This window comes from Comamonas suwonensis (assembly GCF_012844455.2).
Taxonomy (GTDB): Bacteria; Pseudomonadota; Gammaproteobacteria; order Burkholderiales; family Burkholderiaceae_C; genus Comamonas; species Comamonas suwonensis.
Genome location: NZ_JABBCQ020000008.1, coordinates 31,913 through 49,873 on the forward strand (window position 1 = coordinate 31,913; position 17,961 = coordinate 49,873).

Genomic DNA, 17,961 nt, shown 5'->3' on the forward strand with positions numbered 1-17,961 from the left:
CATAAAAAAATACGTTTCAATGAGTCATGAACGATATGGAGAAATTTTCGTAATGACTAAGAAAAGCATAAAAAATGAAAGAACAACAGTAAGGATTGGGCCTCGAATGTCTAGAGGTCTTTATCAACTTGCGAAATATGTTTATGGTGTTAAAGGTGTCAACTTTGAAGATCAACTTGAAGAGTTAGTGGAAAGGGATCTGGACTATCAGATGAAGCAGAAGTGGTTTCTCAATTCAACTTCTGGAAAAGAGGGGCAGTATTTTGAGAAATTGAAAAAGGCGGTTGGTAATTCAAAAAATGATTCTCAATCCGAAGAAGATAGTGGCTTTAATTTGAACGACCCAAACAAGAACGGAGGTGAGAATGAGTGATGAATATGAAAGAATGAGTGATGAATATGAAAACTGCTTCCAGCCGAAAGAAGTGAAGATCAGCGCCAAAATGCCTTTTGAACTTCATTTAGCTGCAAAACAACTTTACTCAATGCAGGGCACAAGCATTGGCGAAAGAGTTCAAAAATTAATTAGTGCGGATCTGAAAAAAATGATGAGCCGTGATTGGTTCAAGGAATTGCCAGAGGAAGAAAAGGCCATCTATAAAATGCTACTTGAACTGAGCGCAAGACGAAGAGTGTGAGATGGACTTTAACTATGACAAGAAAATATTGACCACTCAATCTGAATTGCAAGTGTCGGTGGCAGACTTGAGGGATTTGATTCAAGCTTTCAGCATTCCCATTGAAGACCAAAGGCATCAAGAGCTTCAAATGGTGCTTGAATCTATCGTGAGGAAGAATGGACTTAAGATAGGTGCTTTAAGCGTAGGGTGATCTACCTGTATCGCACACGCCTTGAGGCGGCCCCGGCCTCACGTAGTTAAGGAACGACGAAGCGTTCTCACTGACGTGACCTAGTTGCAGAACAAAAAAAGCACCCGCGTTGGGTGCTTTGTCTTTCATCGACCTGCTTTATTTTTGGGGCTGATCCAGCCTTGAAAATGAAGTAGGTGCTCCCGGCAGGGGATGTTAACTGTTGAAGATGTCCAGCCACTTCTTCCTACGTTTGATAGTTGCTCTATCAGCCAGCAGGAAGGGAAAGAAGTCTTCATAATGGGGAATCACCATAGCGGAAATTCCATTGGCTGCTTCGTATTCACTCGCCTTGTGAGACATGCCTTCCAGCAGGAAGTAAATGGGTTGCAGCACCTCAATGATTCTCCAGATGACTAATGGAGCGCTCTTCTCAATGACATATTGGCGGTGTAGGCAGTCAAACACCGTCATGGGGTGTCCGTGCTCATCGAGGTGGCTAGTGAAGACGTTTGGCGGCCCCTCTCTATCCATGCGATAAATGAGATTCAATGCTGACCTCTCGCGCACCTGGCCGGGTGTGTAGTCCTCATAGGTGGTTCTGGCGAGATCGAGCCACTTGTAGAGTGGGCTTCTGTCCATCTTGGCTTCGCAGATTTCATTGAGATTGAAGTAGCGTGACCCAACACCATACTCAGTGAAGAAGTCCACCAATGCCTGATCCTCTTCACTCAAAACCGGTAGGGTTGCTTGTGGATTGCGGTAGGTCGGCATGAGCTTCACACACTCACTGTAGAGGGTGGCTATGTCATGCCCAAACTGGTTCTTGAGTTGCTTGATAGTGGGGGTCTGGTAACTGTTGGTCAGCATGTAGTGCGTGACTACTGCCAGCTTCAACACTCGCTCCATGCCTATGGAAATGTGGAAGAAGGCTGAGTAGAAATAACCATCCTTGTCCTGGAAAAAATTGGCCTTCAGAAGAAGGTCAAAACCTGATAGCAGGGTGTTCTTGGTGAGGTGTGCTTCTTGAGCAAGAAGACCAAACTTTCTGTCAAAGCCGATCTGTCTCACGGTTTGAGGCTCTTCTTGTACTTCTTATGGGCAATGGCGCATACACCTTCAACGATCTTCAGCAATTCATCTCTATCGCTGCTGCCTAGACCATCCATGAGGTTGGCAATGTGCTGGGCCTGAGCATTCAAAGCTGTGCTGGTTTCAGTCACAAGTTCTGCAACTGAGCATCCAAAAATTTTGGCGAGCTTGCCTAGCAACTCCACATCTGGGGAACTATCGCCACGCTCATAACGGGCATAGCCTTCAGTGGTCATATTTAACCCTTCCGCCACTATCCGTTGCACAAGCTTTGCCTCCATGCGCTTCTGCTTGATCCGCTGTCCTACGATGTGTCTAAGTTGAAGTTGCCTGCTCATGTTGTGCCGTGTCTAGTTAAATTCATATGATTTTGACTGACATAGGGGCCTAGATCAACCGTGGACGAGCACGCTAGACTGAACCCATCCTGTTTGGGAGTCATGGAATGAAGCCAGAATTGAAGTGTGTGGTCGACAACACTGTGAAGACCTGGAAGAAGAATGGATTGCTTCACCGTGAGGATGGGCCTGCTGTCATCAAAGGTAGTGGTGAGAATCGGTTAGAAGAATACTGGTTTGAAGGCTGTCTAGTGAGTGCGGCTATGTTGGAGCTTCACAGGACCCTAACACCTGAAATAGATGAAATTGTTAGGAATAGAAAGGTGGTTCAGCTTTGGAGCAAGCGGTGAATAATGGATTTCGGATTAAGGCGCTCAATGGAGATACTTTCACTGAGATGCATATTGAGAACGGCAGGACACTCATGTACGTGTATGACCGCTTTGGGCGGCTGCTGGATGTCTTAGAAGAGATCGCTTGCTATATCCATCCAAAGGATGTGAAACAGGGCGAATAGAAATAGCACCCTCGGTGCTTTTTTTACGGCTTGAACTTAATCTTCTTGACCGCATTGAAGTCCGGTATCGCTTCAACCTGATTTTTCTTTTCGTTGATGATTTTCTGTAAAGCCTCAAAACCATCTAAAAGATACTTCCTGTCTTCTGGTCTGATAGTGCCATTGAACACTGTGTTTCCCTTGATGGCTAAATCTAGAAGATCGCCAAAGGCGGTTTCATGTTCAAAGAATGGATCTTCTGTAGCGGCGAAATCGATGCTTACACCGAGTTCGTCGGCGGTTTTATGTTCAAAGAATGGATCTTCTGTAGCTGAGGCGTATAATGATTGTCTGAGTGCTGGTGTAGCAATCCCTGTCTTTACCTCAAAGTAGATTCGTTGGATTGATTCAAATTTTATTGTTGCTTTTCCGTTCATTGCTTCTCCTGTTTATATTATTTATAGCAAAAACCGTTTGATAGTCAACAATAGAAAAAGCACCCATTGGGTGCTTTTGTTTTATGCGAAGAGTGCTTCAAGTTTTCGCTTCTGTTTCCTATCCAAGCAAGACATTAGAACAGGATAGTTGTTCTGAACTGTTTTTGTCAGTTCGTCATGCAATGCTGTGAAGTCTTCAGAACTCATGAATTCAATCACTGATAGTGGGTGCTTTGGCATGCCATTAAGTTGCATTCCTGCTTGAACTATGAAATAGCTGTTGTAGCCAATCAAAAGTTCCTTAATCCGCTCGTCGTTAGTTGATCCCCATTTCTTGAAGATGTGGATCAACTTCTTGCCATCCTGAGTCTTGGCGAAGTTGAAAATCTTGTCACTCATTCCATTGATGCAGTATTGGAGGCATGTTGTGTTTTTCATGTCTGCTCTCCTTATGCTGCTACCAAATTGGCAAACTCGGTATCCATGAGCCTGTCCAACTCGCGCACGATGGCGGGTTCGTCATCAGGTGCATAGAAGTCAAAGGCAAGCTGCTCTGCCTCGATCCTGGCCTTGGCCATCTCATACATGGCTGGACTCTTCTCAAAGCCAATGGCATGACGGTCATGCTGCTTCGCCACTACCAAGGTGGTGGCAGACCCTGCGAAAGCGTCAAGCACGATGTCACCGGGCTTGGAGTGATTCCTGATAAGTGGCTCAATCATCCAGCCGTATTTTTCGGTTGGGTGGGCTGTCTTCTTCTTGCCAATAGGACCCTCGTAGACCTGCAACATCTCGGACTGAGCACCGAAGTTGAAAGTGTACTGCTTGCCCTTGGTGAACCACACAGCTTCCTCAATGGTGCTGCGGTAGTTGTTCTTACGAATGCTAGGGACAGGATTCTTCTTCTTGAAGTAAATCTTGTTCTTGAAATTCAATTCAAAGTCTTGCTCAAGGCAATGAACAATGAGTCCGGTGTACTTCCTATCAAGGAAGAGAATCATTGAGCCGTTGTCTTTGAGAACACGAACGAATTCAGCAATGAAAGGCTTTAGCCATTGATAGTAGTCGTCAATGGTTGCCCACTGATCCTGGAAGTCTGAACCCCATGCCTGGCTAGTGGTGACAATCTTGCTACCTTTCTTGGTGAGCTTTGAACTGTCCGCAATGCCGTATGGAGGGTCGGTCAACACCAAGTCAACGAAGTTGCTTGGAACGGTGGCAAGACCAGCTTGACCATCAAGATTGTGAAGGGCATTAATGCCGAAGTATTTTTGTTCTGCTTGGTTCATGGTGGAACCCTTTCTTTAAGTTGGTTTTTTAAGTCATATTTAGAACCCTCCTTTCCACTTGAATCATTTCAAGTGGTAGGTATGAAGTGGGTGATCGCTGTAGAAAACACCCGTAGGTGTTTGGATTAAGTTAGATTAGTGCGCTGGAGCGTCACCAAACATTTCATGAAGTTTCTTTCGTTCGTGGTTACTAAAAGTCCTCATGATTGAGTCGTATGCAACTTCAATGGACATGATCATTGAGTCTTTCAAACCTTCGTAGTTGACTTGACTCATATCCATGCCCTGAATTCGCATTTGGGCCAAAGCATCAATCATTTGATAAACGGAAAGAAACGTTTTGATTTTTGAAATCTCTGACCCTTCAGCAGATTGAACCTGTTGAACAAGATCTTTAAGGATTGGATTTTGAAGGGCTTCTTCAAGAGTAAGAGCGCCGTTGGGAACTGCGGTAAGGTTAAGCTGTTTCATGTTGATTTCCTTTATGTAAGCATGTTTAATCCCTCCTTTCTATGTAGCCTATCTACATAGTAGGTATGAAGTGGGTGGTCGCTGAATTGCTGGGTGATCGCTTTATTTGATTGATTTTTTAATGTCGCTAATCAATAAAACGAACTGTACGCTTCTCAAGAAAAAAGATCTATGAACTGGTTCTTGGTGACACAAAGGAAAACGTAGGGTCGTAAAAAAAGCACCTATTGGTGCTTAAGATCCGATAACCGAGTCCACTTGTTTATCTTTTCTATTTTGCTAGGTTAATAGCAAGATACATAGGAGGGGCGTATATGAAAAATGGACGCTACCAAGAAGACGGACTTGATTTGTGGTACTTCAACGATGAGCTTCATCGTGAGGATGGACCGGCTTGCACTGAAGAGGACGGCACTCAATCGTGGTACGTCCACGGACAACTACACCGTGTGGACGGGCCTGCTGTTATCTGGGGAGATGGGCGGTGAAGAGTGGTGGGTCAATGGTGAGAGACACCATGAAAGTGGCCCTGCTGTTGTCAACGCGGACGGTAGCTGTCGCTGGTATCTGAGGGGCAGCTTGCACCGTGTAGATGGTCCTGCCATAGAAGCCACCAGTGGTGCCAGAGCTTGGTATCAAACAGGTGAGCTACACCGTGAGGATGGCCCTGCTGTTGAAGGGTGTGACGGTACAAGGGAGTGGTACAACCGTGCAGTACAGCTCTCCGAAGAAGAGTTCAATCTTCACCATCAACCGTTCAAAAAGAAGAAAGTGGTTGATGTAAGAAGTGCCTATGACAGACCTGTGAAAGCTGTCGAAAATAAAATATTGGCTATGAGAAAGAAGTACATCGAAGGAGAGGGTAATTCTGGAATCAAAATCAGGTGGTAGCTGAGATTGACATGCCAGCCACAAAAAGAAAAAGCACCCGAAGGTGCTTTATTTTTGTTCTTGTCTTAAAAGCTCTTCAGCCTTCTTGACTTGTTCTTCCAAGAACCTTTGGCTGGCCTCGGACTGTAAAAGCTTGTCCCAAATATCCTCGTCATTTGACAAGGGTGACTGTTCAGTCATGGGATTGCTGGGCTGCGATGCGTTTGCGAATGGCAATGATCGCGTCAATTTGGTCAGGTGAGAAGGGGGCATCTCCAGTATTTCCAAGGTTGGGTGCTGTTGCCTTGTAGGCAGGTTGGGCAACGATCCATTGAGACAGAAACATCTGCTCTGCCTGGTGGGCATGATTGCTTGGTGTGGCGTCGGAGGTGAGGTGTGAAAACATAAATTTTCTCTTTAGTCACGTCCACTATAAGGGTACAGCCTTCAGCGTCAAGCGTTTGTGCTCCACATCATGAAAATCACCAAGAAAGATCGTAAAGATGCGCTACAAGATTTTTGCCTTTATGCATCTTCTTCTTGGCCTTTTTCTTCGATATAAAAAATCAAAAATATAGTCGGTGGCTGTGGAGCTTGTGGGCGAAGGTATGCGCGGTGGGGAACTCGTAGAGTTGTCCACGGTAAGCATGCCGTTATGCAAAGCATATCGTCCATAAATCCGTAAGCTTCTTCTGCCTGTGGATTCAATCGTTCTGCAATCTTTTGCAAGACTTCAACTTGACTATTGCCTTGTATCTGCTTTCATTGAATAAAAATGGAGTTGGTATTTATGGGGAGATATAAAAAATTGTTTTACTGGATGGGCGTGGAAATTCTCAAATTTATTCAAGAACTAATGATCCCGGTTGTGAATGTCATGGGTCTTTTGGCTGAGTGTTATTTGAGAATATATTACTTTTTTAATAGAGGATAAATAATTTGCTGAATTGAAAAAGTACAGTCGGCGTTGACATTCGTTTCAAATATTTCATAATTAAAACAAAAAAGGAAATATTATGAAAATAAAATATGCACCGATTGCGTTATCAATGCTTACCTCTTTGGCTTTTGGTCAAAGTGTAGATTGTCAAAAACAACAGCAAAATCAAACTGTCTTTAATATGTGCAAAGTAACGGTTGGACCTACAGCTAGTCCAAATGTTGTCGTTGGCCCAAGTTCTACAATGAAAACCATAGATTCAAATACTGTATCTGGAGTAACAGGTCAAGTTGGTAATGCTACTGTTGTTGGACCTGAATCAATTCAAGCACAGCAAAACTCAAAAATTCATGCTCTCATTCTCGCTGTAAAAGCAGCACCTGTGCAATCTACAAGTGTGACTATCGGGCCAGTAGCAAATACATCTTCAGTGGTTATTGGACCAATTGTAAATACACCTTCAGTGACTATTGGGCCAGTAGAAAATAAACCTTCAGTAATTATTGGACCAGTGGCAAATACATCTTCAGTGGTTATCGGGCCAGTAGGAAATACATCTCCAGTGATTATTGGACCAGTAGTAATGCGAAATGTAGAATAACCACAAAAAGTCAATACGGAATTTTAAATAAAAGCCCCTTAACGGGGCTTCTTCATTTGAATTTTTTAAGGCTTGTATCCACAGTAACCATCAAACCATTGAATGTTATATCCAGAAGCTGTACATAATAGAGGTGCTGGTGTGAAAAATGGACAAGGTGGCAATGGCCCATTAAAGTCTTTCTGGCATGTTGGTGGAGGTGGTGGAGGTGGTGCTATATATTGATTTGCTGAACAACTTGCACTCGTACCGCCTGACCATCCACTGCAAACCCAACTATAAGTAGATCCACTGATTATTACTGCACTTGCAACGCCAACAGAACATAATCCAGTTGGAGTTACATAGACGGTAACGCTATTGTCGCTCCCACATTTACCATTAACTTGAGGTGGAGGCGCTGTATGCGTTGGCGCGATGTATTTATTTGCATTTGATATTGGTTTCATTGCTAATTCTGACAATGGAATGATGCTTGTTGAGTCCATTCCCATGCCTGTACCAGCATTGGCATTTGTGCAAAATAATACAGCAATGATTGAGCTTATTTTGGTTATTGTATTTTTTGTTTTCATATTCTACTCCTTTATAAATAATTTTATAAAAAATAATATTAATGTCAAGTTTTTGAACTTGAATCTTGTTTTTTTATAGATTGCTCTTAATGTGCTGCTCAAGCTTCTCTAGAGAAATGGCGCGACATCTTGGGCCGCCATAGTTTTTGTTGAGATAGTCAATCTTGTCTAGTGAATCCTCATACGGTGAGCGGTAGTAGCTCCCATCGCAAATTGCATAGAAGAACAAGTTCTGTTTATGACGCTGTGCATGCTCCATGAACTTCATCTGTTCAATGAACTGCTGCCTCTGCGCACCGCCGTCCTGATGTGTATATTTGTGTGAGGCGTAGCACTTGATTTTTTCGCCAATAGCGTTTGGGAAGGCCCACTCAAAATCAATGGATTTGACTCCTTCACTGCTGTTCTTTTTCTGTGCCTCACTGACCACCATACCGTTTATGCCATAAAGGGAATCCTTGCCACTGGCGGGAAGTACACGGAAACTTTCGATGCAACTTATGCTCTTAATGAACTCTGCGGCGATAGCCTGGTGAATTCCTTGCCTTCCGGGATCTTTGATGAAGTAAAGGCAGAATAAATCGTCATGCAGAATTTTGTACTTGACCAAGTTGAAACTGAGATCATGTCTTTCACAGAAGGAATTGATCTTCTCAATCAAGGCTTTGTCCAAACGATTTTCTGCAAGTTTTTCCCTAAATGATTTAGTGTTGAGCTTTCGATGTCTCAGTTCTTCGGCTCTGTAATCAAGCATGAATGCCTCCCAAACGATCAACAGAGCGATTGAGAATCATCTTGGCTAGGTTGTAGTCAAGGCGGCGTCTGTAGTCCCCATCCTCTCTCAAGCCTCTGAATGAGGTTAGGAACAAATCGGAGGTGTCGTCTCTGAAATCGCCAAGGATGATGTTGGCCTGCGCGATCACCTCGCTTGCAGCCATGCCACCTGGTAGGCCCGCGATGCGGGTCACACCTCTGCTGGAGTGCTTTACTCGTTCCTGTGCGATAGCCTCACCCTCAACAAAGCGAATGGACTTCTCCTTTGCAGAGTCAATGGCATACAAGCCAATTTCACCGTCAGGAACGTTGAACTTCCAATTTGCAGCCTGCTCGCCTTGGGCATACTGATCGAGCTTGGCTTGAATCTCACTGTGGAAGCCTAGTGGGACGTTGCCCTTGTAATAGTGGAAGTCATTTCCTTGGAGGCCGTGAAGCTTTTTGTCTTGGAATGGAATGAACAAGGCTAGGCATACAGGGCATTCGGTGTCATCAAACATTTTGCAGTTCAATGAGGCAATTCCAAATAGTCTGTCATGAAACAGATTCTGTGTTCTAAATGAATCGGGAATGATGGCTGCAACATATTCAACGTTTCTTAACATCACATCAATAGCGTGCTTGTAGAGGTCATCATGCTGGGTGTCTGGAAAGGCCAATCCATCTCTAGTTGCACTATTGCGTGCAAGATAAGGTGGGTTTGTGATGGCAATGCTGAACCCTGTAGGGAAGTTCTTCAAAGAATCATTTTTACTGATTGGGAATTGGCATGCACTATTGAGTTCGTGGCAAGGATCAATGTCAAAACATGCCCACTTGCTGCTATAGAACTCATTGACCATCTTGACAATGTTGTTTGATCCAGCAAATGGCTCAATGATAATTTTGCTTGTTCTGTTCTCAATTCTTTCAAACCATTGCATAAATAGTTCATTATGAAATGGATTGACTGTTGTGTAAAATTGACCATGTAGTTTCTTATTGTTATTGTCTCTCATAGATTCCTGTTATTTTTCTTCTAGGTATTGCTCCTTATATTAATTTTATGAAATGGATTAATCATTGCAATACAATAATCAACCTACAAAGATATCCACTTTTGTCAATAAGATATTGAGAAAAAAAAGCACCTCGATGGGTGCTTATGGAATTTCGCCAATTTTTTTGCTTCTATTGAAGCTTGTCCTTCGGAGATTAAGTTTTAGATGGATTCCCTATCGGGGTCATGATTTTTGAATAAAAGTGCTTCGGAATTATTTTTGCCCATCACCCCAATAGATGGGGTAACTATCTGATATACACCGTAGTGGAACTATTTTGATAGTTATGAGAGCAATCTAATCCAATTGGAAACAGCATCTTTATGTTTGTAATAAGTGCTCATGCTTAGGCCACATTTCCCAAGATTGCCTGAGTTAATTTTTAATCCTCGTTGCTTGCAGGTATGGATAGCTAACTTGATGGTGTCGTCAATTGCTTCTGTGCGAACAACGTTGGTATAGGCTGCACCTTGAGCCTGCTTATCCTTGATTGGCATATCTTCTGGAAGCTCAAGAACACCCCTGTTCTTCTGGTTCCCAATACGGTTTCTATGCTTCCAAGTCCACTTGCCTACTGACTTCGCTGTTGATAGCACTTCTTTCGCTGGTAGAACACTGTTTAAATGGTCTATGAAATGCCCGTTGATAGTCAGTGCCTTGGTATCTACAGAAGCTTGAAAAGCAGCAAGGGAAGGGTATTTTTTGACCTCTACATATGCCCAGTGTCTAAGGGTGTCAAACAAGGTGGTGTTTCGACCAATTCCTGATTCGCGCAGGGCCAGCTTGCGTTTGTATGCCCTGAGATCAACACCATAGTCCTGGAAGTCCTCAAGATCGACCTTGTTGTTATGGCAGATCGTGTGCCAATATGGGTGAATGGGGTTCTTGACAAGGTGGCCAGTGAATCCCAGATCCGCACCTAGCATGTGGGTCAAAGCAATGTCTGTTGCCTCATAGAACTTCTGGGGTGCTCTTCGTGCTTCCTCTGTGTAGTAGACCGGCGTCTTCAACTCATAGAAATATTGACAGTGGGCGTTCTCTGGGTTGATAACAATGATTGAAGGTGGGGGAAGTCCTCGTTCATCCCAAAAAAAGGCAGATCCTGGAATATCAATGTCCAGTGCAATGAACTTCTTATAGAGTTGATTTAACTCCACATAGCGATATGCAAGGGCCTTTTCTTTTCTTCTGAATCTTGTGCCTTCATCCTTGTATTCGGCACTTCTGACTTTTTCTGGCAATGCCTCAATAAAACTAGTTAACATGGAAATTCCTTTATTTCTTATGAAATTCAGGAATGTTTTCTAGTTAGATATTGACAATTGATTTTAAATACGTTTTAATATTTACATCAGGTCAAGCCGCCAAGCTTCTTCAAGTCCCTGAATTTCTAAAATGCTCAAGTTAACCGCTTGGGCATTTTTCATTTCTGCTAATGTTTTACGAAATTTATTCGTGAAAGTCAAATTGACAAGAAAAAAGCACCCGGATGGGTGCTTTTACTTATCGTTTTTGAGGTGGGCGCAGTTTAATAGCCGTCTGCACCGAACAGTTCAATAGCCTTTGAATGAGGGGCAACTAGGTTTATGCCTGTTCCGATACGGGCATCGCTACAGTTGTATAACATGCGTATTGCCTCGTCCAAGACGAAAGTGTCTGGGCGATCTTTATCTAGATGAGAAAGATACCAGCGCATAGATAAGCCGGCCATGATGTCGGCCAACTGAACACCTGTGCTCTCGTGAGATTTCCTGAAGAATAGGTTGGCGTTCTCAGTGAGGTTGTAGTCAGAGTAGGGTGGGTGGTAGCCCATCCTGTCTGCGTCGAGCCCCTCCATCTGAGATTTGGCGTGTTCAGTAATTTCGTCAAAATGCGCTTGCGTATCATGAATAAACTTACTGTCATCAAGCTTGCCTTTGGACTGCAAATTTATACGAGCATAGATATTAGTGAAGGAACCAAAGTTTGGAAGAATCCATACCTCCTGGTCGCGTTTCCCAATATCTGGAATGGGTAGAAAGTGTTTATATGCTATTGCTCCCTCCATCTCGCTTGCCGTCTTTAAGTCATCTTTGCTTTCGATGAGCATCGTTGCCAATGCTTTGCCAACTTCATCCCTCAAATTCTTGGTGTAGGAAATTAGTTTATCAAAGAGAAGATCGGTTCTTTCATTGGATGGTCCATCCATCGTTTGAACAAACGAAAATATGATGTCGTCGGGGAAGTTGTGGTAAATGTAATCAGCGAAAACGTTCATCACATAAACGGATTTCTCGTCTTGTGTTGGTGCGAAGACAGAAGGCATGACCAGAGCATTTGTGATGCTTATGGCTAACTGATATTTCTTGTCTACAATTTCTATGAAAAAGGGGTGCTTGTTTTTGGCTATTAATTCAACGGCGTCAAGTGCAAATTCCGGCTTTTTCTTCAAAATTTGACTGAGTTTAAGTTCTTCTGCTTTGACGTTATGTTTTTTTCGAAGAGACTCTAGTTCTGTTGTCAGCTTTAGCTCGTCGTCAATGCCAATAGCTGCAAGGCTAAAAACAGGTTGACCACCAAAGGTAAGCTCTGCATTTGTGCGACTCAGATCGCCAGTGTTTCCACTTTCATCAAGATAGTAGTCCATGGAGGCCTTGGTGATTTATATAGAGATCGTTGCCGATAGTGTGTCATTAATAAGAAAGCACCCAATTGGGTGCTTTTGTTCATTAGTTTGGAGAAAGCTTATTCTGCTTTGAACTCGGCTTCTGTGATTTCACCCAACTGCTCCTTGGTGGGAGCCTTGCTTTGATGACTGGCGAGCTTCTTCAAGAAGTTTTTCTTGGCCTTCTTTTCTGTCGGAGTGACCAACCATGCATCAACTGACTTGCCCGCCTTGTAGGTTGTGAATGCACCTTCAGCTTCCAAGAACTTGGGAGGGTGGGCCAGCCACACACCAGTGTCGTCACCCTTGGTGGACTTCAGTGGCTTGCTCATGGTGCGAGTGCCAGCAGTTTTGGCACCAGTTGAAGCCTTGGCGGTAGAACCAGCCTTAAAACCCAGTTCGTCAGCGGTGAAGTCGAACATCTTGATCTGTTCCAACACTTCAGTAAGAGCAGCAGGGCGTTCTGCTTTCAGTTGAGCAGCGACCATGTCATCAAACTCTTTGCGCTTGGCGAGGATGTCAGCGAGTGTCAGCTTCTTGGCTTCTGCCATATAAATTCTCCAGTAGTGAAAGTAAGACTGTAGTTGCTTGAGGTGTTCAACAAGCTACTACAGTGCTTTTGCTTGTTGATAAATGTACTGTATGTTCGAGAGCAAGGATCGTCAACTAGATTGCGCTTGATCTTAATAAATTAAGATATAAATTTGAGCTTTCCTAGTTCCTGTCACCAAAATAGGCGTTGGTCATTGAAGAAGAGCTATGACCAGCAAGAAGCATGATCTCATTCTCATTCAGTGATTGACCTGAACGAAGCTTGGCAAATACTTCTGCCAATCGATCAGGCATGTTCTGAATGGTCTGCTCAACAGTCTGCGGTGAAACACCCATCTCTTTTGCAATCTGGAAGTTGTTGGACTTCTTTTGACGAATCAACTTAGTCAGTGCAGTACGGCGGGTATCGTGGAAGTGAAGGCGAGTGTCTGGGTCGTCATACAGGCCAAGTGCCCTCAATGCATCAACCCAGTATTGCCTAAAGTTCCAAGCTGTCAGTTTGAAGATAGGGCCTTTTGCCAAACGGTTTGCTTTGAGCCATTCCCGAAAATCTTCATCCTCTGGGATCATGATGTCCCTTGGCTTTCCATTCTTGGTTTTTGGAATGTGAATAGACCAAAGCTGAAGATTCACGTTCTCCCATTGCGCACCTAGCACTTCACTTTTTCGGGCTCCAGATTCAAGACAAGTGACAAACAAATAGTAAGGTTCTTGATTGGCTTTGAGCTTCATCCACTCTGCAATCTGAACGGCTTCATCTTCGGAAAGAACCCGCTTGCGTCCGAGATAGGCTTTTGGCTTTTCTCCACGTGGAAGCATCTTCACGGGATTCATGAGGCCGTTAGGGAACTTCTCAGGATAGAGCTTGTAGACCTTCTCAAAAGCTGAACTGATAGTGGAAATTTCACGAAGAATGGTGTTGTTCTTGATGCCTGTTTTCCTTCTTGAATCCATATAGGCAATCAAGAGCCAGAAATCTACTGTGTCAATCTTGAACTGGCCAAATTCAATGTAGTCCTTGGCGTAGGTCCTGCCCAACATTGCATCAACCACTGTGCTTTGATAGCGGTAGTTGTCAATCTTAGAACCCAAGTCTTTGAGATAGATAGGGATTGAGGGGATAGCACGAAGGCAACGATTCTGGTTCGTTTTGAGCGAACTGGCCGCTTGCTTGCTCATGAACTGGTCGAAGTATTCCCGGAGAAGTGCCTTCATGTTGGGCATCTCAAGTTGATACTTCATGTCAAAAATGAGGTTCTGGGGAACCCCGGTGTTGATCCTATGAAGCTCTTGGTCTTCCCATGACCTGGCAAGAGCCTCATCGTCAAACACCTTGTTGATGTTCTCGCCACCTTTGCGAATTTGAACGCGCCAGCGGGTGACAGATACCTTGCGGCCTGTTTCCCTGTTCAGAACCTTGTACTTGAATGCGTAGACAGACACTATGAATCCTTCCTGTTCTTTGAGTCCCTTGAGGGGTGGTGCAAGCTGGATCACTACCCAATTTGCACAATCAAAATCTGTGGTGCGAAAAATTGTGCATCAAAAGCGGTGTTTTGTGCAAATTGGCCGCTCTAATGCACTCCAAGTCGTTGATTTAAAACGAGTGCAAAGGATCGTACCTGTCTTCAATAAAAGCCAGCAGGATGCATTTTTGCCGCATGTGGAAAGCGGGCTGTTCACCTTTATCGGTGCGACGACGGAGAACCCGTCGTTTGAAGTCAACTCGGCGTTGCTCTCGCGTGCGGCGGTCTACGTGCTGGAGTCGCTGACGCAAGCCGATTTAAAGCAAATAGTAGCCAAAGCCCAGACCATAAAAGCGCTACCAGCTATAGAAAATGAAGCGATTGAACGCCTGATCGCCTATGCCGACGGTGACGCACGCCGCTTGCTGAACACGCTGGAGACCCTGTCCATCACGGCTGAGCAGGCCAGGGTGGCAACCATTACCGATGAATGGCTGCTCAAGGTGCTGGGCGAGCGCATGCGCCGGTACGACAAAGGTGGCGAGCAGTTCTACGACACCATCAGCGCACTGCACAAATCCGTGCGTGGCTCTGACCCGGATGCCGCACTGTATTGGTTCACTCGCATGCTGGATGGCGGTGCAGACCCACGCTATCTGGCGCGCCGCATTGTGCGCATGGCCTGGGAAGATATTGGTTTGGCCGACCCGCGAGCCATGCAGATGTGCAATGACGCAGCGGCCACCTATGAACGCCTTGGCAGCCCCGAGGGCGAACTGGCGCTGGCGCAGGCCGTGATCTATCTGGCTGTGGCTCCCAAGAGCAACGCGGGCTACATGGCCTACAACAAAGCCAAGGCCTTTGTGAAGGCCGACGCCACGCGCCCTGTGCCCCTGCATTTGCGCAACGCACCGACCCAACTCATGAAGCAGCTGGACTATGGCAAAGACTATCGCTACGCGCACAGTGAAGAGGGCGGCTTTGCCGCGGGTGAGAGCTATCTGCCCGATGGCATGGAAGACCCGGGATTTTACCAGCCGGTACCGCGTGGGCTGGAAATCAAGATTGGCCAGAAGCTGGAACAACTGCGCGAACTAAACGAGGCGGCACGTGCTGGCAAGCCGCAGCAGGAATCGGAGCCTGAGCCGTAATTGCGTCAAGCGCTGCGCGCAGGCCATTTGCTCAGTGTTGCAAGACAGGTACTAGTGGGAATGCGGCGTTCTTGCTGGTACTTTTAGTGTTTATCGCTATTTGTGGCGCTTGCTCCTGACTAAGTGCCTGAATTTATTGAGCTTGCACGGCCGATAATTTTTTGCGCTGCAGCATCAACCCGCCTCTGCCACGGGAAACCCCCGCCCTCTGGCATGAAAACTGCTCCCTAGAATCGATTCACTCTTTTGCGACAAGCGGCTCACAAAGCGGCGGACTGCAAAAGAGGAACCATGGCATCGCTGGCTCCGTCGTTCGGGATGAGAGGCTCGCTGTGTCTCCGTCTTGGGTCGAGAGAAGGGGAGCGCGCTTATGGATATCTTGCTGCAACAGATCATCAATGGTCTGGTGTTGGGCAGCATGTACGCCTTGATAGCCTTGGGCTACACCATGGTGTACGGCATCATTCAGCTGATTAACTTTGCCCACGGCGAAGTGCTGATGGTGGGGGCTTTAACCAGTTGGAGCTGCATCGGTCTGATGCAGGAAGCCATGCCCTATCTGCCGGGCTGGCTCATGCTTTTGATATCCGCCATCATTGCCTGCGTGGTGGCTGCATCGCTGAACTTTGTGATCGAAAAAGTGGCCTATCGCCCGCTGCGCAGCAGCCCGCGTCTTGCGCCGCTGATTACGGCTATTGGCGTCTCCATCCTGCTGCAGACGCTGGCCATGATCATCTGGAAGCCTAACTACAAGGCGTACCCCACGCTGCTGTCCAGCACGCCTTATGAAATTGGCACAGCGGTGATTACGCCCACACAGATTCTGGTGCTGGTGGTCACGGCACTGGCACTGGCGACGCTGATGTACCTGGTGAACTACACCAAGCTGGGCCGCGCTATGCGTGCCACGGCCGAGAACCCGCGTGTGGCTTCGCTGATGGGCGTGAAGCCTGACATGGTGATCTCTGCCACCTTCATCATCGGTGCCGTGCTGGCGGCCATTGCTGGTATTTTGTATGCCTCCAACTACGGCACGGCGCACCACACCATGGGCTTTCTGCCGGGCTTGAAGGCGTTTACGGCTGCGGTGTTTGGCGGCATTGGCAACTTGGCCGGCGCGGTGGTTGGTGGCCTGCTGCTGGGACTGATCGAGTCCATAGGCTCGGGTTATATCGGCGATCTGACGGGCGGGGTGCTGGGTAGCCAGTACACCGACATCTTTGCCTTCGTCGTGCTCATCATCATCCTGACGCTGCGCCCTTCGGGCCTGCTGGGTGAGCGTGTGGCCGATCGAGCCTGAGGATTACCCATGAAAAACAAAAAGATACTTTCCTGGGTTTTAGGCGGCATTGGCCTGCTGGTGCTGCCGTTTATCCTGCAGTACTTCGGCAACGCATGGGTGCGCATTGCCGACTTGGCCCTGCTTTACGTCATGCTGGCGCTGGGCCTGAATATCGTGGTGGGCTATGCCGGTCTGCTGGACTTGGGCTATGTGGCCTTCTATGCCGTGGGCGCTTATATGTTTGCGCTGATGGCGTCGCCTCATCTGGCTGAGACTTTTGAGGGGTTTGCGGCCATGTTCCCGGACGGGCTGCACACCTCTATCTGGCTGGTGATTCCGCTGGGCATGCTGATAGCGGCATGTGCGGGGGTGTTGCTGGGGCTTCCCGTACTGCGGCTGCGCGGGGACTATCTGGCCATCGTGACGCTGGGCTTTGGCGAGATCATCCGCATCTTTGTGAACAACCTGGACCAGCCCGTCAACATCACCAATGGTCCCAAAGGCATTGGTCAGATCGACTCGGTCAAGGTTTTTGGCTTTGACCTGGCCAAGCGCCATGAGTTTTTTGGTTTTGATGTCGCATCGGTCACGATGTACTACTACTTGTTCCTGGTGCTGGTGCTGTTCACTGTGCTGATTTGCTACCGCCTGCAGGACTCGCGCATTGGCCGTGCCTGGATGGCGATTCGTGAAGATGAAATCGCCGCCAAGGCCATGGGCATCAATGTGCGCAACATGAAGCTGCTTGCCTTTGGCATGGGCGCATCGTTTGGCGGTGTGTCCGGGGCCATGTTCGCTGCTTTTCAGGGCTTCGTTTCGCCAGAGTCGTTCAGTCTCATGGAGTCCGTCATGATCGTCGCCATGGTGGTTCTCGGTGGTCTGGGTCATATACCCGGCGTGATTCTGGGGGCGGTTCTGCTGTCGGCCTTACCCGAGGCGCTGCGCTATGTGGCGGGCCCGCTGCAGGAGATGACGGGCGGGCGGCTAGACGCCTCCATCCTGCGCCAGTTGCTGATTGCGCTGGCCATGATCGTCATCATGCTCATGCGCCCGCGCGGTCTGTGGCCCACGCCAGAGCGTGCCAAAAACCTGGACCATGTGTCCTGATGACAGTGAAGACAAGGAATGTGAAC

Annotated in this window: 21 protein-coding genes and 1 pseudogene; 8 read left to right on the forward strand and 14 right to left on the reverse strand. The window is 46.6% G+C overall.

The annotated features are described in order from the left end of the window. The first annotated feature begins 52 nt into the window (after positions 1–52). Genes HF327_RS10470 through HF327_RS10480 form a run of 3 tightly spaced genes read left to right on the forward strand, consistent with a single transcriptional unit; the run spans position 53 to position 831 of the window. Positions 53–373 carry a hypothetical protein gene (locus HF327_RS10470; RefSeq protein WP_169108178.1) on the forward strand — a complete coding sequence of 107 codons (321 nt, stop codon included), beginning with the start codon at positions 53–55 and terminating at the stop codon, positions 371–373. Further along, the gene (locus tag HF327_RS10475) at positions 366–638 is read left to right on the forward strand and encodes a hypothetical protein (protein WP_169108179.1); all 273 of its coding nucleotides are present in this window, start codon (positions 366–368) and stop codon (positions 636–638) included. The genes HF327_RS10470 and HF327_RS10475 overlap by 8 nt, the downstream gene beginning before the upstream one ends. Before the next feature lies 1 nt (position 639). After that, a complete protein-coding gene (locus tag HF327_RS10480) occupies positions 640–831 on the forward strand; it encodes a hypothetical protein (protein ID WP_169108180.1) in 192 nt (63 codons plus the stop codon). A gap of 195 nt (positions 832–1,026) precedes the next feature. On the opposite strand, the gene HF327_RS10485 is transcribed toward HF327_RS10480, so the two are convergent. The 6 genes from HF327_RS10485 to HF327_RS10510 form a co-directional block, all read right to left on the reverse strand. Next, the gene (locus HF327_RS10485; RefSeq protein WP_169108181.1) at positions 1,027–1,881 is read right to left on the reverse strand and encodes a hypothetical protein; all 855 of its coding nucleotides are present in this window, start codon (positions 1,879–1,881) and stop codon (positions 1,027–1,029) included. After that, a complete protein-coding gene (locus HF327_RS10490; RefSeq protein ID WP_268904681.1) occupies positions 1,878–2,240 on the reverse strand; it encodes a helix-turn-helix domain-containing protein in 363 nt (120 codons plus the stop codon). The genes HF327_RS10485 and HF327_RS10490 overlap by 4 nt, the downstream gene beginning before the upstream one ends. Positions 2,241–2,780: 540 nt before the next feature. Beyond that, a complete protein-coding gene (locus HF327_RS10495) occupies positions 2,781–3,173 on the reverse strand; it encodes a hypothetical protein (protein WP_169108183.1) in 393 nt (130 codons plus the stop codon). 81 nt (positions 3,174–3,254) lie between these two features. Then, complete coding sequence (locus HF327_RS10500) at positions 3,255–3,611, reverse strand: hypothetical protein (RefSeq protein ID WP_169108184.1); 357 nt, start codon at positions 3,609–3,611, stop codon at positions 3,255–3,257. Between the two features lie 11 nt (positions 3,612–3,622). Then, positions 3,623–4,462, reverse strand: a complete 840-nt coding sequence (locus HF327_RS10505) for a DNA-methyltransferase (RefSeq protein ID WP_169108185.1) — start codon at positions 4,460–4,462, stop codon at positions 3,623–3,625. Between the two features lie 135 nt (positions 4,463–4,597). Beyond that, entirely contained in the window at positions 4,598–4,933 is a 336-nt protein-coding gene (locus tag HF327_RS10510) for a hypothetical protein (protein ID WP_169108186.1), read from the reverse strand. Between the two features lie 321 nt (positions 4,934–5,254). On the opposite strand from HF327_RS10510, the gene HF327_RS10515 reads away from it, so the two are divergent. Further along, positions 5,255–5,824, forward strand: a complete 570-nt coding sequence (locus tag HF327_RS10515; RefSeq protein WP_169108187.1) for a hypothetical protein — start codon at positions 5,255–5,257, stop codon at positions 5,822–5,824. Positions 5,825–5,996: 172 nt separating this feature from the next. Here the strand turns inward: HF327_RS10515 and HF327_RS10520 are convergent, their stop codons facing one another. Continuing rightward, positions 5,997–6,209: a hypothetical protein gene (locus tag HF327_RS10520; protein ID WP_169108188.1), complete on the reverse strand. Its 213-nt coding sequence runs from the start codon at positions 6,207–6,209 to the stop codon at positions 5,997–5,999. A gap of 610 nt (positions 6,210–6,819) precedes the next feature. On the opposite strand from HF327_RS10520, the gene HF327_RS10525 reads away from it, so the two are divergent. Beyond that, a complete protein-coding gene (locus HF327_RS10525) occupies positions 6,820–7,344 on the forward strand; it encodes a hypothetical protein (RefSeq protein WP_169108189.1) in 525 nt (174 codons plus the stop codon). 65 nt (positions 7,345–7,409) lie between these two features. On the opposite strand, the gene HF327_RS10530 is transcribed toward HF327_RS10525, so the two are convergent. From HF327_RS10530 to HF327_RS22360, 7 genes are all read right to left on the reverse strand, one after another. Beyond that, a complete protein-coding gene (locus HF327_RS10530; protein WP_169108190.1) occupies positions 7,410–7,919 on the reverse strand; it encodes a hypothetical protein in 510 nt (169 codons plus the stop codon). A gap of 73 nt (positions 7,920–7,992) precedes the next feature. Further along, on the reverse strand, positions 7,993–8,673 hold the full coding sequence (locus tag HF327_RS10535) for a hypothetical protein (protein WP_169108191.1): 681 nt from the start codon (positions 8,671–8,673) through the stop codon (positions 7,993–7,995). After that, on the reverse strand, positions 8,666–9,691 hold the full coding sequence (locus tag HF327_RS10540; protein WP_169108192.1) for a hypothetical protein: 1,026 nt from the start codon (positions 9,689–9,691) through the stop codon (positions 8,666–8,668). The genes HF327_RS10535 and HF327_RS10540 overlap by 8 nt, the downstream gene beginning before the upstream one ends. 326 nt (positions 9,692–10,017) lie before the next feature. Continuing rightward, entirely contained in the window at positions 10,018–10,998 is a 981-nt protein-coding gene (locus HF327_RS10545) for a replication initiation protein (protein ID WP_169108193.1), read from the reverse strand. Between the two features lie 263 nt (positions 10,999–11,261). Then, positions 11,262–12,359: a DUF3800 domain-containing protein gene (locus HF327_RS10550; protein ID WP_169108194.1), complete on the reverse strand. Its 1,098-nt coding sequence runs from the start codon at positions 12,357–12,359 to the stop codon at positions 11,262–11,264. Positions 12,360–12,457: 98 nt separating this feature from the next. Next, on the reverse strand, positions 12,458–12,928 hold the full coding sequence (locus tag HF327_RS10555; RefSeq protein ID WP_169108195.1) for an H-NS histone family protein: 471 nt from the start codon (positions 12,926–12,928) through the stop codon (positions 12,458–12,460). Between the two features lie 163 nt (positions 12,929–13,091). Then, on the reverse strand, positions 13,092–14,372 hold the full coding sequence (locus HF327_RS22360; RefSeq protein WP_169108196.1) for a tyrosine-type recombinase/integrase: 1,281 nt from the start codon (positions 14,370–14,372) through the stop codon (positions 13,092–13,094). Positions 14,373–14,556: 184 nt separating this feature from the next. Here HF327_RS22360 and HF327_RS10565 point away from each other — a divergent pair. The 3 genes and pseudogenes from HF327_RS10565 to HF327_RS10575 form a co-directional block, all read left to right on the forward strand. Then, positions 14,557–15,546 (forward strand): annotated as a pseudogene (locus HF327_RS10565) (replication-associated recombination protein A); the annotation flags it as partial. Positions 15,547–15,916: 370 nt separating this feature from the next. Next, the gene (locus HF327_RS10570; protein WP_099738351.1) at positions 15,917–16,846 is read left to right on the forward strand and encodes a branched-chain amino acid ABC transporter permease; all 930 of its coding nucleotides are present in this window, start codon (positions 15,917–15,919) and stop codon (positions 16,844–16,846) included. A gap of 9 nt (positions 16,847–16,855) precedes the next feature. Further along, positions 16,856–17,935: an ABC transporter permease subunit gene (locus HF327_RS10575; protein WP_099738349.1), complete on the forward strand. Its 1,080-nt coding sequence runs from the start codon at positions 16,856–16,858 to the stop codon at positions 17,933–17,935. Positions 17,936–17,961: the final 26 nt, after the last annotated feature.

What these genes read in the sequence shown, in the direction of transcription:
- HF327_RS10490 (WP_268904681.1), bottom strand. Translation starts at nt 2,240, where the DNA reads ATGAGCAGGCAACTTCAACTTAGACACATCGTAGGACAGCGGATCAAG.
- HF327_RS10555 (WP_169108195.1), bottom strand. Translation starts at nt 12,928, where the DNA reads ATGGCAGAAGCCAAGAAGCTGACACTCGCTGACATCCTCGCCAAGCGC.
- HF327_RS10495 (WP_169108183.1), bottom strand. Translation starts at nt 3,173, where the DNA reads ATGAACGGAAAAGCAACAATAAAATTTGAATCAATCCAACGAATCTAC.
- HF327_RS10575 (WP_099738349.1), top strand. Translation starts at nt 16,856, where the DNA reads ATGAAAAACAAAAAGATACTTTCCTGGGTTTTAGGCGGCATTGGCCTG.
- HF327_RS10470 (WP_169108178.1), top strand. Translation starts at nt 53, where the DNA reads ATGACTAAGAAAAGCATAAAAAATGAAAGAACAACAGTAAGGATTGGG.
- HF327_RS10520 (WP_169108188.1), bottom strand. Translation starts at nt 6,209, where the DNA reads ATGTTTTCACACCTCACCTCCGACGCCACACCAAGCAATCATGCCCAC.
- HF327_RS10545 (WP_169108193.1), bottom strand. Translation starts at nt 10,998, where the DNA reads ATGTTAACTAGTTTTATTGAGGCATTGCCAGAAAAAGTCAGAAGTGCC.
- HF327_RS10530 (WP_169108190.1), bottom strand. Translation starts at nt 7,919, where the DNA reads ATGAAAACAAAAAATACAATAACCAAAATAAGCTCAATCATTGCTGTA.
- HF327_RS10480 (WP_169108180.1), top strand. Translation starts at nt 640, where the DNA reads ATGGACTTTAACTATGACAAGAAAATATTGACCACTCAATCTGAATTG.
- HF327_RS10505 (WP_169108185.1), bottom strand. Translation starts at nt 4,462, where the DNA reads ATGAACCAAGCAGAACAAAAATACTTCGGCATTAATGCCCTTCACAAT.
- HF327_RS10475 (WP_169108179.1), top strand. Translation starts at nt 366, where the DNA reads ATGAGTGATGAATATGAAAGAATGAGTGATGAATATGAAAACTGCTTC.
- HF327_RS10550 (WP_169108194.1), bottom strand. Translation starts at nt 12,359, where the DNA reads ATGGACTACTATCTTGATGAAAGTGGAAACACTGGCGATCTGAGTCGC.
- HF327_RS10510 (WP_169108186.1), bottom strand. Translation starts at nt 4,933, where the DNA reads ATGAAACAGCTTAACCTTACCGCAGTTCCCAACGGCGCTCTTACTCTT.
- HF327_RS10515 (WP_169108187.1), top strand. Translation starts at nt 5,255, where the DNA reads ATGGACGCTACCAAGAAGACGGACTTGATTTGTGGTACTTCAACGATG.
- HF327_RS10570 (WP_099738351.1), top strand. Translation starts at nt 15,917, where the DNA reads ATGGATATCTTGCTGCAACAGATCATCAATGGTCTGGTGTTGGGCAGC.
- HF327_RS10500 (WP_169108184.1), bottom strand. Translation starts at nt 3,611, where the DNA reads ATGAAAAACACAACATGCCTCCAATACTGCATCAATGGAATGAGTGAC.
- HF327_RS10525 (WP_169108189.1), top strand. Translation starts at nt 6,820, where the DNA reads ATGAAAATAAAATATGCACCGATTGCGTTATCAATGCTTACCTCTTTG.
- HF327_RS10540 (WP_169108192.1), bottom strand. Translation starts at nt 9,691, where the DNA reads ATGAGAGACAATAACAATAAGAAACTACATGGTCAATTTTACACAACA.
- HF327_RS10535 (WP_169108191.1), bottom strand. Translation starts at nt 8,673, where the DNA reads ATGCTTGATTACAGAGCCGAAGAACTGAGACATCGAAAGCTCAACACT.